This is a genomic window from Pseudonocardia petroleophila, from assembly GCF_014235185.1.
GTDB lineage: Bacteria > Actinomycetota > Actinomycetes > Mycobacteriales > Pseudonocardiaceae > Pseudonocardia > Pseudonocardia petroleophila.
In genome coordinates this window covers 836,568-850,413 of record NZ_CP060131.1, presented here as the reverse complement: position 1 = coordinate 850,413, position 13,846 = coordinate 836,568, and the positions used below count along the sequence as shown (strand labels likewise).

Annotated in this window: 14 protein-coding genes and 1 tRNA gene; 7 read left to right on the top strand and 8 right to left on the bottom strand. The window is 73.9% G+C overall.

Annotated elements, in window-relative coordinates; translation table 11 throughout:
* Positions 1 to 4: 4 nt before the first annotated feature.
* From efeB to H6H00_RS04195, 4 genes are all read right to left on the bottom strand, one after another.
* Positions 5 to 1,240 (bottom strand): iron uptake transporter deferrochelatase/peroxidase subunit, encoded by a 1,236-nt coding sequence (gene efeB, locus H6H00_RS04210; RefSeq protein ID WP_185720044.1) that lies wholly within the window; start codon positions 1,238 to 1,240, stop codon positions 5 to 7.
* Entirely contained in the window at positions 1,237 to 2,364 is a 1,128-nt protein-coding gene (efeO, locus tag H6H00_RS04205; RefSeq protein WP_185720043.1) for an iron uptake system protein EfeO, read from the bottom strand. Before efeO ends, efeB begins: the two co-directional genes overlap by 4 nt.
* A gap of 17 nt (positions 2,365 to 2,381) precedes the next feature.
* Positions 2,382 to 3,200 (bottom strand): iron uptake transporter permease EfeU, encoded by an 819-nt coding sequence (efeU, locus tag H6H00_RS04200; RefSeq protein ID WP_185720042.1) that lies wholly within the window; start codon positions 3,198 to 3,200, stop codon positions 2,382 to 2,384.
* A gap of 128 nt (positions 3,201 to 3,328) precedes the next feature.
* A complete protein-coding gene (locus H6H00_RS04195; RefSeq protein ID WP_185720041.1) occupies positions 3,329 to 3,706 on the bottom strand; it encodes a tetratricopeptide repeat protein in 378 nt (125 codons plus the stop codon).
* Positions 3,707 to 3,821: 115 nt separating this feature from the next.
* Here H6H00_RS04195 and eno point away from each other — a divergent pair, with 115 nt between their 5' ends.
* The 3 genes from eno (at position 3,822) to H6H00_RS04180 (ending at position 6,215) form a co-directional block, all read left to right on the top strand.
* Complete coding sequence (gene eno, locus H6H00_RS04190; protein ID WP_185720040.1) at positions 3,822 to 5,114, top strand: phosphopyruvate hydratase; 1,293 nt, start codon at positions 3,822 to 3,824, stop codon at positions 5,112 to 5,114.
* Positions 5,115 to 5,226: 112 nt separating this feature from the next.
* A complete protein-coding gene (locus H6H00_RS04185; protein WP_255425571.1) occupies positions 5,227 to 5,733 on the top strand; it encodes an FtsB family cell division protein in 507 nt (168 codons plus the stop codon).
* Complete coding sequence (locus tag H6H00_RS04180; RefSeq protein WP_185720039.1) at positions 5,730 to 6,215, top strand: DUF501 domain-containing protein; 486 nt, start codon at positions 5,730 to 5,732, stop codon at positions 6,213 to 6,215. The genes H6H00_RS04185 and H6H00_RS04180 overlap by 4 nt, the downstream gene beginning before the upstream one ends.
* 92 nt (positions 6,216 to 6,307) lie before the next feature.
* Here the strand turns inward: H6H00_RS04180 and H6H00_RS04175 are convergent, their stop codons facing one another.
* Positions 6,308 to 7,999 (bottom strand): acyl-CoA dehydrogenase family protein, encoded by a 1,692-nt coding sequence (locus H6H00_RS04175; protein WP_185720038.1) that lies wholly within the window; start codon positions 7,997 to 7,999, stop codon positions 6,308 to 6,310.
* 76 nt (positions 8,000 to 8,075) lie between these two features.
* Here H6H00_RS04175 and H6H00_RS04170 point away from each other — a divergent pair, with 76 nt between their 5' ends.
* From H6H00_RS04170 to H6H00_RS04155, 4 genes are all read left to right on the top strand, one after another.
* The gene (locus H6H00_RS04170) at positions 8,076 to 9,017 is read left to right on the top strand and encodes a Ppx/GppA phosphatase family protein (RefSeq protein ID WP_185720037.1); all 942 of its coding nucleotides are present in this window, start codon (positions 8,076 to 8,078) and stop codon (positions 9,015 to 9,017) included.
* A gap of 128 nt (positions 9,018 to 9,145) precedes the next feature.
* On the top strand, positions 9,146 to 9,901 hold the full coding sequence (locus H6H00_RS04165) for a uracil-DNA glycosylase (RefSeq protein WP_255425570.1): 756 nt from the start codon (positions 9,146 to 9,148) through the stop codon (positions 9,899 to 9,901).
* A gap of 29 nt (positions 9,902 to 9,930) precedes the next feature.
* Positions 9,931 to 11,316: an NAD(P)/FAD-dependent oxidoreductase gene (locus tag H6H00_RS04160; protein WP_185720035.1), complete on the top strand. Its 1,386-nt coding sequence runs from the start codon at positions 9,931 to 9,933 to the stop codon at positions 11,314 to 11,316.
* 29 nt (positions 11,317 to 11,345) lie between these two features.
* A tRNA-Leu gene (locus H6H00_RS04155) sits at positions 11,346 to 11,419 on the top strand.
* Positions 11,420 to 11,441: 22 nt separating this feature from the next.
* Here the strand turns inward: H6H00_RS04155 and H6H00_RS04150 are convergent.
* The 3 genes from H6H00_RS04150 to H6H00_RS04140 all read right to left on the bottom strand — a co-directional run bounded on the left by H6H00_RS04150 (position 11,442) and on the right by H6H00_RS04140 (position 13,823).
* Positions 11,442 to 11,876: a VOC family protein gene (locus H6H00_RS04150; protein ID WP_185720034.1), complete on the bottom strand. Its 435-nt coding sequence runs from the start codon at positions 11,874 to 11,876 to the stop codon at positions 11,442 to 11,444.
* A 150-nt stretch (positions 11,877 to 12,026) separates the two neighbouring features.
* Positions 12,027 to 12,542: a maleylpyruvate isomerase family mycothiol-dependent enzyme gene (locus H6H00_RS04145; RefSeq protein ID WP_221775786.1), complete on the bottom strand. Its 516-nt coding sequence runs from the start codon at positions 12,540 to 12,542 to the stop codon at positions 12,027 to 12,029.
* A gap of 54 nt (positions 12,543 to 12,596) precedes the next feature.
* Entirely contained in the window at positions 12,597 to 13,823 is a 1,227-nt protein-coding gene (locus H6H00_RS04140) for a cytochrome P450 (protein ID WP_255425569.1), read from the bottom strand.
* Between the last annotated feature and the right edge of the window lie 23 nt (positions 13,824 to 13,846).

Below are 13,846 nucleotides of genomic sequence, written 5' to 3'. Positions count from 1 at the left end.
CGGGTCAGGCCTCGAGCAGCGACTGACCCCAGTAGGCGCCCTCACCGAGCCCGGCGGGGCAGGCGAACACGGCCGACCCGGTGTGCTCGATGTACTCCATCAGCACGTCGGACTGCGCCAGCGCCCGCTGCATCGGCACGAACTGGGCCTGCGGGTCGTTCATGAAGGCGATGAAGAACAGCCCGGCGTTGAGGTGCCCCTGCCCGTCGCTGCCGTCGACGAAGTTGTAGCCGCGCCGCAGGATCTTCACCCCGCCCAGCGACTCCGCCGAGGCCAGCCGGATGTGGGCGTCGACCGCGATCCGCGGGGCCCCGGTCTCGTCGACGGCCGCGAAGTCGGCGGGGTCGAACTCGCCGGCCGCGCCGATCGCGGCCCCGGAGTCCTTCGTCCGGCCGATGATCACCTCCTGCTCGGCGAGCGAGGTGCGGTCCCAGATCTCGATGTGCATCCGGATCCGCCGGGCCACGAGGTAGCTCCCGCCCGCGAGCCACGCGGGCGCCCGGTCGGGCGACACCCAGACCTGGTCGCGCAGGCCGTCGGGGTCCTCGGCCTTGAGGTTGTTGGTGCCGTCCTTGAAGCCGAACAGGTTGCGGTGGGTCTGCTGCGCGGTCGACGTCGACGACGTGCGCCCGAACCCGAGCTGCGACCAGCGCACCGCGGTGGTGCCGAAGCCCATCCGGACCAGGTTGCGGACGGCGTGCACCGCGACCTGCGGGTCGTCGGAGCAGGCCTGGATGCACAGGTCGCCGCCGGACAGCGCGGGGTCGAGCTGGTCGCCGGCGAACCGGGGCAGCTCGGCCAGCCCGGGCGGCACGAGCGACGGGTCGAGGCCGACCTTCGCGAACAGCGACGCCCCCACCCCGAAGGTCAGGGTGAGCGAGGCCGCGGGCAGCCCGAGCGCCTCGCCGGTGTCGTCGGGAGGGGAGTTCGGGTTGCCGCCGGTGGCCCCGCCCGGGGTGGTCTCCGCACCCGCCGTCATGCGCTCGGCGGCCGCGGTCCAGCGCTGCAGCAGGGCGCGCAGCTCCTCGCGGTCGTCGGTGAGGACGTCGAGGGCGACGAAGTGCAGCCGGTCCTGGGCCGGCGTGACGATCCCGGCCTGGTGCTCGCCGCGGAACGGCACGACGAGCTCGGCGGGGGCCGGCGCGGCCGGGGCGGCGCACCCGGCCACCGCCCCGATCCCGACGGCCGCCGCGCCGGCACCCGTCCAGCCGAGCAGGCGGCGACGCGAGAAGGCGTTCACGACGAGACGACGCCCGCGACCTGGCTCACCGGCTCACCCAGCGCGTCGACCGCCTCGGTCATGGCCTTGACGTCGTCCGGGGTCAGCGCGGTGTAGAGCACGAACCCGTCGCCGTCGCGGTAGTTCTCCAGCAGGGCGTCGAGGGCCGCGAAGCGCTCGTCGAGCAGGGGGCCGAGATCGGGGTCGCGCTCGTCGATGACCGGGCGCAGGGCCGCGATGGCGCCCTGCGAGCCGTCGACGTTGGCGCGGAAGTCCCACAGGTCGGTGTGCGAGTAGCGGTCCTCCTCGCCGGTGATCTTGCCGGTGGCGACCTCGTCGAGGAGCTCCTTCGCGCCGTTGGCCAGCGCGAGCGGGGTGAGCTCGACCGAAGGGACGCGGTTGGCGAGCTCGGTGATGTCGTCCATCAGCATGTCGGCGATCGCCGTGGAGTCGGGCTGCAGGCCGTCCTGCCACAGGTCGCGCTCCAGGCGGTGGAACCCGGTGAACTCGACGCCGGGCTCGCCGTCGTCGCGGCCGTCGATGCGCGGGTCGAGGTCGCCGAAGGACTCCGCCACCGGCTCGATGCGCTCCCAGTAGGTGCGGGCGACGGGGTACAGCGCCTTCGCGCCCTCGACGTCACCGGCCACCACGGCGTCGACGAACTCCTGCGTCTTCGGCACGAGCGCCTCGACCTGCGAGTTCACGTAGCGCTGGTAGCCCGCGGTGGCCTCGGCGAGGCGGGTGTCGGTGTCGACCGAGCGCTGCGCGGAGCCGGTGACGGTGAACGCGCCGCGGATGCCGTCGCCGACCATGCCCGGCTTGCACGCGGTCTCGTAGGTGCCGCCCTCGGGGACCTCGACGATCAGCTGCCGCGACAGGCCCGGGCCGATGTTCTCGACCTCGCCCATGATCCGGCCGCCGGTGGCGTAGAGGTAGAACTCGGTGACCTTGCTGCCGCCGTTGGTGATGTCGAACGAGATCGTGCCGGCGGGGGCCTCGGTTGCGCTGACGTCGCACGCGTCGTCGGTGGCGGCGACGGTGATCGGGCCGCCGGCGCCGGCGTCGACGGGGGCGGTGCTGGTGCAGCCGGCCAGGGCGAGGCCGAGGACGGCGACGCCGACGGCGGCGGGGGTGCGGCGGGACATGGTTCTCCTCGTGCGGGTCAAGCGGGGGCGGCGGTGCGGACGCGCTGGGGGCGCAGGAACAGCGGGAGCACCACGGCGACGTAGGCGACCCAGACGGCCGCCTCGAGCACGGTGGTGGCGGGGGAGAAGTTGAAGATCCCCTTGAGTAGCACGCCGTACCAGGAGTCCGGCGGGACGGCGGCGCTCACGTCGAAGGCGAGCGTGGTCAGTCCGGGCAGGATCCCGGCCTCCTGCAGGTCGTGCACGCCGTAGGCGAGGATCCCGGCGGCGACGAAGATCAGCAGCCCGCCGGTGACGGAGAAGAACCTGCCGAGGTCGAGGGTGACGGCGCCGCGGTAGATCAGGTAGGCGATGACGACCGCGATCGCGATGCCGGACAGGAACCCGATCAGCGGCTCGGTGGTCTCGCCCGCGGCCTGGGCGGCGGCGAAGAAGAAGACCGCGGTCTCCAGCCCCTCGCGCCCGACGGCCAGGGCGGCCATCACGACCACCGCGCCCGACCCCATCGCGAGCGCGTCCTCCATCTTCCCGCGCAGCTCGGCGGAGATCGACCGCGCGGCCCGGCGCATCCAGAAGATCATCCAGGTGACGAAGCCGACCGCGACGATCGACAGCACGCCGCCGAACGTCTCCTGCGCCTCGAACGTCAGCGCCTGCTGGGTGAGGGTGAGGACGAACGTCACGCCGACGCTGACCGCCACCGCGATCCCGACGCCGAGCCACACCTTCGGCAGCGCCGAGCGCCGGTCGGTGCGCACGAGGAACGCGATGAGGATGCTCACCACGAGCGCGGCCTCGAGGCCCTCGCGCAGGCCGATCAAGAGATTGCCGAGCATTCCGTACCCTCCGGCCAGCCGAGCCTCAGCAGAGGCAGGGGGAGGCTAACCTGCCGTGCGGCTCCGGGGGAAGGGTCGGCAACGGCACATCACCGCAGGTCAGAGGGCGTTATGGGGGGAATGTCCGGTCAGTCGTCGGTGAGCGCCATCCGCGCCCGGACCTCGCCGAGCGCCTCCTGGTACTCCGGGCGCGGATCCATCACGGCGGCCATCTTCAGCTGCGCGTGCGCCTCCTGCAGCCGGCCCTGCCGCTGCAGCGCCTTGCCGAGGGCGAACCGCGCGTAGTGGTCGGCGGGGTCGAGGTCGAGCACCCGGACGAAGGCCTCCTCGGCCCGCTGGAGCTGCGCGGAGTTGAGGTACGCGCGCCCCGCGAGCAGCTGCACCGACGCGTCGTCGGGCTGGCTGTCGAGGACGGGCGCGAGCGCCTGCAGGGCGTCGAGCGGACGGCTGCGCGCCACCAGCATCTCGGCGCGCCGGAACGAGGCGAAGAGGTCGGGACCCGTCATGGTCGCTCCCACGTTAAAGCGTGCGGACCCGCCCGTCGACACCTGCGCGGGATACCGCGCCCTCCCGACTACCCTGACCTCGGAACCGGAGATCACTGCATGGAGCGGAGCACTGGTGGCGGTCATCGAGCAGGTCGGCGCACGGGAGATCCTCGACTCGCGGGGCAACCCCACGGTCGAGGTCGAGGTGTCGCTGGAGGACGGCACGCTGGGTCGCGCCGCGGTCCCGTCGGGCGCCTCCACGGGTGAGCACGAGGCGGTCGAGCTGCGCGACGGCGACCCGCTGCGCTTCGGCGGCAAGGGCGTCGAGAAGGCCGTGAAGAACGTCCTCGACGTCATCGCGCCCGAGCTCAAGGACATGGAGGCCGTCGACCAGCGGCTCATCGACCAGGTCCTGCTCGACCTCGACGGCACGCCCGACAAGTCCAAGCTGGGCGCCAACGCGATCCTCGGGGTCTCGCTGGCCGTGGCCAAGGCCGCCGCGGAGTCCTCGGGGCTCGACCTCTACCGCTACCTCGGCGGGGCAGGCGCGCACGTGCTGCCCGTGCCGATGATGAACATCATCAACGGGGGCGCGCACGCCGACAGCTCCGTCGACGTGCAGGAGTTCATGATCGCGCCGGTGGGCGCCGAGTCGTTCCGCGAGGCCCTGCGCTGGGGCGCGGAGGTCTACGCCTCGCTCAAGTCGGTGCTCAAGGCCAAGGGCCTGGCCACCGGGCTGGGCGACGAGGGCGGCTTCGCCCCCGACCTCCCCGGCACCCGCGCCGCGCTCGACCTCATCGCCGAGGCCGTCGAGAAGACCGGCTACACGCTGGGCCGCGACATCGTCCTCGCGCTCGACGTCGCCGCCACCGAGTTCCACAGCGACGGCGTCTACTCCTACGAGGGCCGCAAGCTCTCCTCGGCGCAGCTCTCCGACGTCTACGCCGAGCTGATCGGCGCCTACCCGCTCGTCTCGATCGAGGACCCCCTCGACGAGGACGACTGGGAGGGCTGGGTCGGGCTCACCTCGGCGATCGGCGACAAGGTCCAGATCGTCGGCGACGACCTGTTCGTCACCAACCCCGAGCGGCTCGAGGAGGGCATCGCCCGCGGCGCGGCCAACGCGCTGCTGGTGAAGGTCAACCAGATCGGCACGCTGTCGGAGACCCTCGACGCCGTCGCGCTCGCGCACATGTCCGGCTACCGCTGCATGATGAGCCACCGATCCGGCGAGACCGAGGACACCACGATCGCCGACCTCGCCGTCGCCACCGGCTGCGGCCAGATCAAGACCGGTGCCCCGGCCCGCTCGGAGCGCGTCGCGAAGTACAACCAGCTGCTGCGCATCGAGGAGTTCCTCGGCGACGCCGCGCGCTACGCGGGTGACCTCGCGTTCCCCCGCTTCACCCCGGTGCAGGGCAGCTGACGTGCCCACCCCCGGCGAGTTCGCCGTCCCCACCCGGCGAGTTCGCCGATTCCGCCCGGCGAGTTCGCCGATCCCGCCCGGCGGGTCGGCCGTCCGGACGGGCGGCTGAGCCGTGCCCGAGGAACGCACCCGCACCCGCCGGGCCGCGCGCCCGGCGGGAACGGGCACCGGAGCGGCGCGCCGGCGCACCCGCGAGCCGCAGCTGACGAAGGTCCGGTCGCGCGCGGGCACCGTCGTCGCCGCGACCACCGGGATGCTCGGCGTCTCGTCGACGCGGCGCGCCGCCGTGCTCGCGATCGTCGTGTGCGCCCTCGCGCTGACGGTCGCCGTCCCGCTGCGCAACTACGTCGCCCAGCAGCAGGAGCTGGCCGCCGTCACCGAGCAGCAGGAGGCGCTCGCGGCCGAGGTCGACGAGCTGTCGCGGGAGAGCGCCCGGCTGTCCGACCCGGCCGTCACGGCGGCGGAGGCGCGGTCGCGGCTGGGCTACGTCGCGCCGGGGGAGACCCCCTACGTCGTGCAGCTGCCGCCGGACCCGACCGCCGAGGTCGAGGAGGACCCGTTCCGCGACGAGCCCTGGTACCGGCGTCTGTGGCGCGACACCACGGAGGGGCCGGCATGACCGGCGTCTCCTCCGCCGACTCCGCCGCGGTGGCGGCCCAGCTCGGGCGCGCCCCCCGGGCCGTCCGCGAGGTCGCGCACCGCTGCCCGTGCGCGCTGCCGTCTGTGGTGCAGACCGCGCCCCGGCTGGAGGACGGAACCCCGTTCCCGACGCTGTACTACCTGACGTGCTCGCGGCTGAACTCGCGCATCGGCAGCCTGGAGGCCGAGGGGCGGATGCGGGAGATGCAGGACCGCCTGGCCGAGGACCCCGAGCTCGCCGACGCCTACCGCCGCGCCCACGAGGCCTACCTCGCCGAGCGCGACGCGATCGAGTCGCTGGGCACGTCGGTGAGCGCGGGCGGGATGCCCGACCGCGTGAAGTGCCTGCACGTGCACGTGGCGCACGCGCTGGCGGCGGGGCCGGGCGTCAACCCGTTCGGGGACGAGGCGCTGGCCGAGCTGGGCGAGTGGTGGACGGCGGGCCCCTGCGCGCAGCCCTGAACGCGAGTCCGCCGCAGGAGCCCACCGGGTCGGCCGACGGCGTGCGGGCGTGATCGGCAAACTCGCCGGGTGGGGACGGCGAACTCGCCGGGTCAGGGACGGGGGGTCACCCGGGCGGTGAGGGCGTCGATGTGGGCCTCCGCCGGCAGCGTCCCGGACGTGCGCCACGGCCCGTCGGGCAGGAACCGGCTGGCCACGAACGCCCGCCCCACCTCCTCCGGCGCGAAGCGCAGCAGCAGGCTGCCCTGCAGGCACAGCGCCAGCATCTCGGCCAGCCGCCGGGCCCGGCGCTCCTCCCGCGAGCGGAGCTCGATGCGCAGCTCGTGGACGCCGCGGTCGAACCACTCGTCGGTGCCGCCGGCGAGGTCGATCTCGGCCAGCACCGCCTCCACCGAGTCGGGCTCGCGGGTGACGGCGCGCAGGACGTCGAGCGCGGTGACGTTGCCCGAGCCCTCCCAGATCGAGTTGAGCGGGGCCTCGCGGTAGAGCCGCGGCATCCCCGACTCCTCGACGTACCCGTTGCCGCCCAGGCACTCCAGCGCCTCGGCGACGGCGGCCGGAGCGCGCTTGCACACCAGGTACTTCGACGCGGGCAGCGCGAGGCGCAGGAAGGCGCGCTCGCCGCGGTCGACCGCCCCGGCGAGGCGCAGCCCCAGCGCGGTGGCGGCCTCGGACTCCAGGGCGAGGTCGGCGATCACCGCCTGCATCAGCGGCGTCTCGCCGATCACCGAGCCGAACGCGCTGCGGTGGGCCACGTGGTGGGCCGCCTCCGACAGCGCCGCGCGGATCACCGCGGCGGAGCCGAGCACGCAGTCGAGCCGGGTCATCGACACCATCTCGATGATCGTCGTGACGCCGCGGCCCTCGTCGCCGAGCCGCCAGCCGGTGGCGCCGAGGTACTCCAGCTCGGCCGAGGCGTTGGAGCGGTTGCCGAGCTTGTCCTTGAGCCGCTGCAGCCGGATCGCGTTGCGGGACCCGTCGGGCAGGACGCGCGGCAGCACGAAGCAAGTGAGCCCGGCCGGGGCCTGTGCGAGCGTCAGGAACACGTCGTTCATCGGGGCGGAGGTGAACCACTTGTGCCCGGTGAGCCGGTAGGTGCCGTCGGCGCCCGGCACGGCGACCGTCGAGCCCGCGCGGACGTCGGAACCGCCCTGCTTCTCGGTCATCGACATGCCGGCGAGCAGACCCGCCTTGCGCGACGGCTCGGCGAGCCCGAACTGGTAGGTCGGGGTCTGCAGGCCGGGGAGGTAGGCCGCGGCGAGGGTGGGGTCGGCCCGCAGCGCGGGGACGGCGGCGTAGGTCATCGAGATCGGGCAGCAGTGCCCGGCCTCCAGCTGGCTCATCAGGTAGAACCCGGCGGCGCGGGCCACGTGCGCGCCCTCGCCGGGCCCGGCCAGCCACGGGCGCCCGTGCAGGCCCCAGCCGACCGACTGCTTCATCAGCCAGTGCCACGACGGGTGGTAGTCGACCTCGTCGATCCGGTGGCCGTAGCGGTCGTGGGTGCGCAGCACCGGGGGATGGGTGTCGGCGAGCCGGGCGTGCTCCCGCGCGTCGGGCGACGCGACGAGCGCGGCGAGCGTGCCGAGGTCGGCCAGCGCGTCGCCGGCCCCCTCGCGGGTGACGGCGTCGGTGAGCGCGGGGTCGCAGGCCAGCGCGTCGAAACCGGCGAGCGGGGGCGGCTGGTTCTCGACGACGTGGGTGCTGCCCTCCGGCGGCCGCGGCCGGTCGTCGCGGGGGCCGGGCTGGGCGGGGACCCGCACGCCCTGGTCGCTGCGCGTGGTCATGCCGAGAGGGTAGTCGCGACCGGGGCGTCCCGTACGGTGATCGCGCCGGAGACGAACCGAACAAGGAGCCTGGGCAATGTCGCGAGTGGCCGCCATCGACTGCGGGACGAACTCGATCCGCCTGCTCGTCGCCGACGCGAGCCCCGACGGCTCCCTGCGCGACGTGCACCGCGAGATGCGGATCGTCCGGCTGGGTCAGGGCGTCGACGCGAGCGGGGTGCTCGCGCCCGAGGCGCTGGAGCGCACCCGGGTGGCGCTCGTCGACTACACCGCGGTGCTGCGCCGCAAGGGCGCCGAGCGGGTGCGGATGGTCGCCACCTCCGCCACCCGCGACGCCGCCAACCGCGAGGACTTCTTCGGCATGGTCCGCGACACGCTCGGTGTCGACGCGGAGGTCATCTCCGGCGACGAGGAGGCCGCGCTGTCCTTCGTCGGCGCGGTCGGCGACCTGGACGCCGAGGACGGCCCGTTCGTCGTCGTCGACGTGGGCGGCGGGTCCACCGAGCTGGTCGTCGGCTCGCTGGTGGACGGCACCGCGCAGGTCACCGACGCGCGGTCGGTCGACGTCGGGTCGGTCCGGATCACCGAGCGCTGCCTGCACGGCGACCCGCCCACGGCCGACGAGGTCGCGGAGGCCCGCACGGTCGCCGCCGGGATCCTCGACGAGGCGTTCGCCGCCGTCCCCGTGTCCGACGTGCGCACCTGGGTCGGGGTGGCGGGCACGATCACCACGCTGTCGGCCGTGGCGCTCGGGCTCGACGAGTACGACTCCGCCGCCGTGCACCTGTCCCGCCTCACCGGCGACGACCTGCACCGCGTCGCGGGGGAGCTGCTCGGGGCGTCGCGGGAGGAGCGGGCGAAGCACGGCGCGATCCACCCGGGTCGCATCGACGTCATCGGCGGCGGCGCGCTGATCGTCGACGTGCTGGCCCGCGAGCTGCGCGAGCGCGCCGGGATCACCGAGCTGGTCGTGAGCGAGCACGACATCCTCGACGGCATCGCCCGCTCCATCCTCTGAGGGCCGCCCGGTGAGCTCGCCGGGCGGCGGTGGCGAACTCGCCGAGCGGCGGTGGCGAACTCGCCAAGCGCGGTCGGCAAACTCGCCGGGTGGGTCGGCGAACTCGCAGAGTGGGTAGCGTCGGGGCGGTGGCGACGTTCGCGGACCTGGGCGACCTCGACGCCGCCGTGGCCGACTGCCGGGCCTGCCCCCGGCTGGTCGACTGGCGCGAGCGGGTGGCGCGGGAGAAGCGCGCGGCGTTCCGCGACGAGGAGTACTGGGGCCGTCCGGTGCCCGGGCTCGGTCCCGCCGACGCGCGGCTGCTGATCGTCGGCCTCGCCCCGGCTGCGCACGGCGCCAACCGCACCGGCCGAATGTTCACCGGCGACCGCTCCGGCGACGTGCTGTTCGCCGCGCTGCACGCCGTCGGCCTGGCGAACCAGCCCACCGCGGTCCACCGCGACGACGGGCTGACCCTGTTCGGCACCCGCATCACCGCACCGGTGCACTGCGCCCCGCCGGACAACAAGCCGACCCCGCAGGAGCGCGACACGTGCAGCTCCTGGCTGCGCGCCGAGCTCGCCCTGCTGCGGCCGCGGGCGGTGGTGGTGCTGGGCGGGTTCGGCTGGCAGGCGCTGCTGCCGCAGCTCGCGGGGGCCAGGTGGGAGGTGCCGCGGCCGCGGCCGAGGTTCGGGCACGGGGTGCAGGTGGAGCTGGCCGGTCCGTTGCCGCTGCGGGTGTTCGGCTGCTACCACGTGAGCCAGCAGAACACGTTCACCGGACGGCTCACCCCGGAGATGCTGGAGGAGGTCCTGCGGGCGGCGGCGGCCGCCGCGGGGCTCGGCCGTCGGGTCGCGGGCGGCTTCACTGGATCGTCACAGGTATCACTCTCCGGCGAGGAGTGAAACCCCCGTGAGGGTGGGAACATGAGGTCATGGCGCGCAACACGAGGATCGTCGTGGTCGGTGGCGGGTACGTCGGGATGTACACGGCCCTGAGGCTGCAGAAGAAGCTGCGCCGTTCCGAGGCCGAGATCACCGTGATCGACCCGCAGCCCCACATGACCTACCAGCCGTTCCTCCCCGAGGCTGCGGCCGGCTCGATCGAGCCGCGGCACGTGGTGGTGCCGCTGCGCAAGGTGCTGAAGAAGTGCCACCACCTCACCGGGCGGGTCACCAAGATCGACCACTCGCAGCGCGAGATCACCGCGGAGCTGGCGGCGGGGCACGTCACCACCGTCGGCTACGACGTGCTCGTCGTCGCCCCCGGGTCGGTCGCGCGCACCCTGCCCATCCCCGGGCTGGCCGAGAACGGCATCGCGTTCAAGACCGTGGGTGAGGCCATCTACCTGCGCAACCACGTGCTGTCGCGGCTCGACGCCGCCGCCACCACGATCGACCCGGCGCTGCGTCGCCGTTTGCTCACCTTCCTCGTCGTCGGCGGCGGCTACGCCGGGATCGAGGCGCTCGCCGAGCTGGCCGACATGGCCCGCTACGCCAGCCGCTACTACGAGACGATCCACCGCGAGGACATCCGCTGGATCCTCGTGGAGGCGGCCGGCCGGATCATGCCCGAGGTGGGCCCGAAGATGGGCCGCTACACCGTCGAGCGGCTGCTCGACGCCGACATCGAGGTCAACCTCGACACCCGCGTGAAGACGCTGGAGGGCGGCCACGTCGTCCTCGACGACGGCCAGTCCTTCGACGCCGACACCATCATCTGGACCGCGGGCGTCAAGCCCAACCCGATGCTCGACCACACCGACCTGCCCCGCGACGACCGCGGCCGCGTCGTGTGCACCACCGAGCTGCAGGTCGAGGGCATGCCCGGGGTGTTCTGCGCGGGTGACTGCGCCTCGGTGCCGGACCTGTCCAAGGACGACCCGGAGGCCAAGACCAGCCCGTCGGCCCAGCACGCCGTCCGCCAGGCCAAGACGCTGGCCGACAACATCGTCGCCCACATCCGGCAGCGGCCGCTGAAGCAGTACAAGCACAACTACGCGGGCTCGGTCGCGAGCCTCGGGCTGTACAAGGGCGTCGCGGAGATCTACGGCATCAAGCTGCGCGGCATCGTCGCCTGGTTCATGCACCGCACGTACCACGTGAGCCGGATGCCCACCTGGAACCGCCGCATCCGGATCGTCTTCGACTGGACGGGTGCGCTGTTCCTGGGCCGCGAGGTCGTCTCGCTCGGGCAGATCAACGACCCGCGCGCCGACTTCCACCGCGTCGCGGGCACCCTGCCGCCCGCCGTGCGGGAGGCGAACCCGCCGGTCGGCGACGACCAGGAGGAACGGGTCGTGGCCGGGCACACCGCCTGATCGGCGTGGGGTCCTAGGCTGGGCCCCACGCCCCCGTGGCCCAACCGGCAGAGGCAGGCCCCTTAAAAGGGTTGCGGTGTGGGTTCGAATCCCACCGGGGGCACCGCCGTCCGACCCGCTCCCGGTCAGGGGCTCCCGAAGTCCGGGAGGACCAGGGAGCCGTCCTCGGCGAGGGTGAAGCCGGGGTTGTGCGCGACCTCCCAGAGGTGCCCGTCGGGGTCGGCGACGACGCCGGAGCGGAAGCCGATCGCGGACGGGCCCGCGGGCCGGGTGACGACGCCCCCGGCCCGTTCGGCGGCGGCGAGGACGTCGTCCACCTCGGCGTCCGAGCGGACGTTGTGCGCCAGCGCGATCCCGCCGAAGCCGCCCTCCCGGCCGTCGGCCACCCCGCAGTCGGCGGCCAGCGCCGCGCGGTCCCACAGGACGAGCGCGATCCCGCCGGCCTGGAAGAAGACGGTCTCCTGCACCTCCTGGCCGCGCCACCCCAGCGCCTCGTAGAACGCGCGGGCCCGCGCGAGGTCGGTGACGCCGAGCGTGACGAGGCTGAGGCGCTGCTCCACGCCGGCACGGTAGCGAAGGGGTCAGCCCAGGCGTCCGGCCAGCAGCGCGAGCCCCGGTCCGTCGAGCGCGTCGAGGCCGGCGGCGCGCCCGGAGGCCACGAGCAGCAGGTCGATGTCGGGCCCGCGCACCTCGGGCCCCGCACCGAGGGTCTAGCCGGTGTCGGCCGAGACGAGCCGGACGCCGGCCAGCCGGCGCGGGGCGCCCATGAACCGGTTCACCGCGACGTGCGCGAGAGCGGCGGCGACCACCTCCGGCGGCGAGACGTAGGCCGTGCCGAGCGGGCGCGCGACGTCCTGGGCGTGGATGACGAGGTCCATGAGGGGGTCCAGCGGGGCGCTGCCGGGGAACCGCCGGGTGGAATCGGCGCTCTCGCGCAGCTGCCCGACCAGCTCGGCCGTGGTGTGGGCCGCCGCCCGCGCGGCGGCGAGGGCGATCTCCATCCGGTCGAAGTCACCGCGCGCCCGCACCGCGGCCACCAGCAGCCCCGGGACCGTGATCCGGGTGGTGGTCGTGAGGTGGGCGACGACGTCGCGGACGGTCCACGCCGAGCACAGCGACGGCGTCCGCCACTGCTCGTCGGTGAGTCCGGCGACGTGGTCGGCGAGCCGGAGGCGTTCGGCGGCGACCGCCGCGTCGACGGCGGAGCGGGACAGGGAGGGGTTCATGCGGGAGGAGACCCGGCCCGGCGCCGGGAATCATCGGCGGTCGGCCGACCGTGCTCACCAGGTGACGTCGAGGGACTCCAGGCCGCGGAAGAAGTAGCTGGCGATGTAGACCGGCTCGTAGCCCGGCGCCAGGACCATGCCGGGCAGGCGGCGCACCAGGTGCTCCAGCGCGACGCGGATCTCCGCGCGGGCCATCGGCGCCCCGGGGCAGACGTGCAGGCCCCGGCCGAACGCCAGGTGGTCGCGGACGTTGGGGCGGTCCAGGTCGACGGCGTCGGGATCGGGGAAGACGGCCTCGTCGCGGTTGCCGGACCCGAACAGCAGCAGCAGCGGCGTGCCCGCGGGCAGGTCGGTGCCGCCGAGCGTGGTGTCGCGTGTCGTGAGCCGGAACAGTCCGCGGTGCGGGGCGTCGCGCCGCAGCACCTCCTCGGTGGCGCGCGGGATCATCTTCACCGGGTCGGCGAGCACCCTTTCCCGGATCGACGGGTCGGCCAGCACGGCGTACATCGTCGAGGTGATGGCGTCGCGGGTCGTGTCGAAACCGGCCACGCGGGCGGCGCCGCGGGCGATGCAGTGGGTGTACTCGTCGGGCAGGCCGGGGTGGCCGTTCGCGCCGTGGACCAGGTCGGAGAGGAGGTCCTCGCGGGGGTGCGCGCGGCGCTCGTCGATGAGGGCCTGCAGGTAGCGGGTGTAGTCGCCCATCCGCTCGGCCGCGGCCAGGTGCGCCTCGACCGGGGCCAGCGGGTTCCACAGCGTCGTCTGGTCGTCGGTCCAGACCTGGATCTGCGCGGTGTCCTCGGCGGGGAAGCCGATGATCGCGCTGATCACCGTCTGCACGAACGGGATCGCGTAGTCGGCGACGAGGTCCGCCCGGCCGTCGGGGAAGGCGTCGATCAGGGCGTCGGCGGTCTCGTGCATCGTCGGCAGCATCGCCCGCACGCGCGCGCCCGTGAACCCGGCGTCGAAGACGCGGCGGACCGGCGTGTGCGCGGGCTCGTCCTCGTTGACGACGGCGTTGGTCTCGGGCACGTTCCCGCGCCGCAGCACCTCCACCACCTCGGGCGCGTTCGCGTAGATCTTCGGGACGGCCGGGGCCGACGAGTAGGTCTCCGGGTCGTCGATGACGGTCCGCAGGTCGTCGTAGCGGGTCACCATGTAGGCACCCAGCGTCGGGCTCAGCTGCAGCGGCCGCGCCCGCGCCGCGCGGTAGAACAGGTGCGGGTCCTCGCGGTGCGGGGAGACCAGCGGGTTGAAGTCGAACGCGTCCGTGGTGGTGGTCACGCCCACGACGCTAGGTGTGTCCT

Excerpts from the sequence above, each read along its gene's own strand:
- H6H00_RS04180 (WP_185720039.1), top strand. The coding sequence starts at position 5,730 with ATGACCGGCGTCTCCTCCGCCGACTCCGCCGCGGTGGCGGCCCAGCTC.
- efeO (WP_185720043.1), bottom strand. The coding sequence starts at position 2,364 with ATGTCCCGCCGCACCCCCGCCGCCGTCGGCGTCGCCGTCCTCGGCCTC.
- efeU (WP_185720042.1), bottom strand. The coding sequence starts at position 3,200 with ATGCTCGGCAATCTCTTGATCGGCCTGCGCGAGGGCCTCGAGGCCGCG.
- H6H00_RS04175 (WP_185720038.1), bottom strand. The coding sequence starts at position 7,999 with ATGACCACGCGCAGCGACCAGGGCGTGCGGGTCCCCGCCCAGCCCGGC.
- H6H00_RS04195 (WP_185720041.1), bottom strand. The coding sequence starts at position 3,706 with ATGACGGGTCCCGACCTCTTCGCCTCGTTCCGGCGCGCCGAGATGCTG.
- H6H00_RS04170 (WP_185720037.1), top strand. The coding sequence starts at position 8,076 with ATGTCGCGAGTGGCCGCCATCGACTGCGGGACGAACTCGATCCGCCTG.
- H6H00_RS04160 (WP_185720035.1), top strand. The coding sequence starts at position 9,931 with ATGGCGCGCAACACGAGGATCGTCGTGGTCGGTGGCGGGTACGTCGGG.
- H6H00_RS04145 (WP_221775786.1), bottom strand. The coding sequence starts at position 12,542 with ATGAACCCCTCCCTGTCCCGCTCCGCCGTCGACGCGGCGGTCGCCGCC.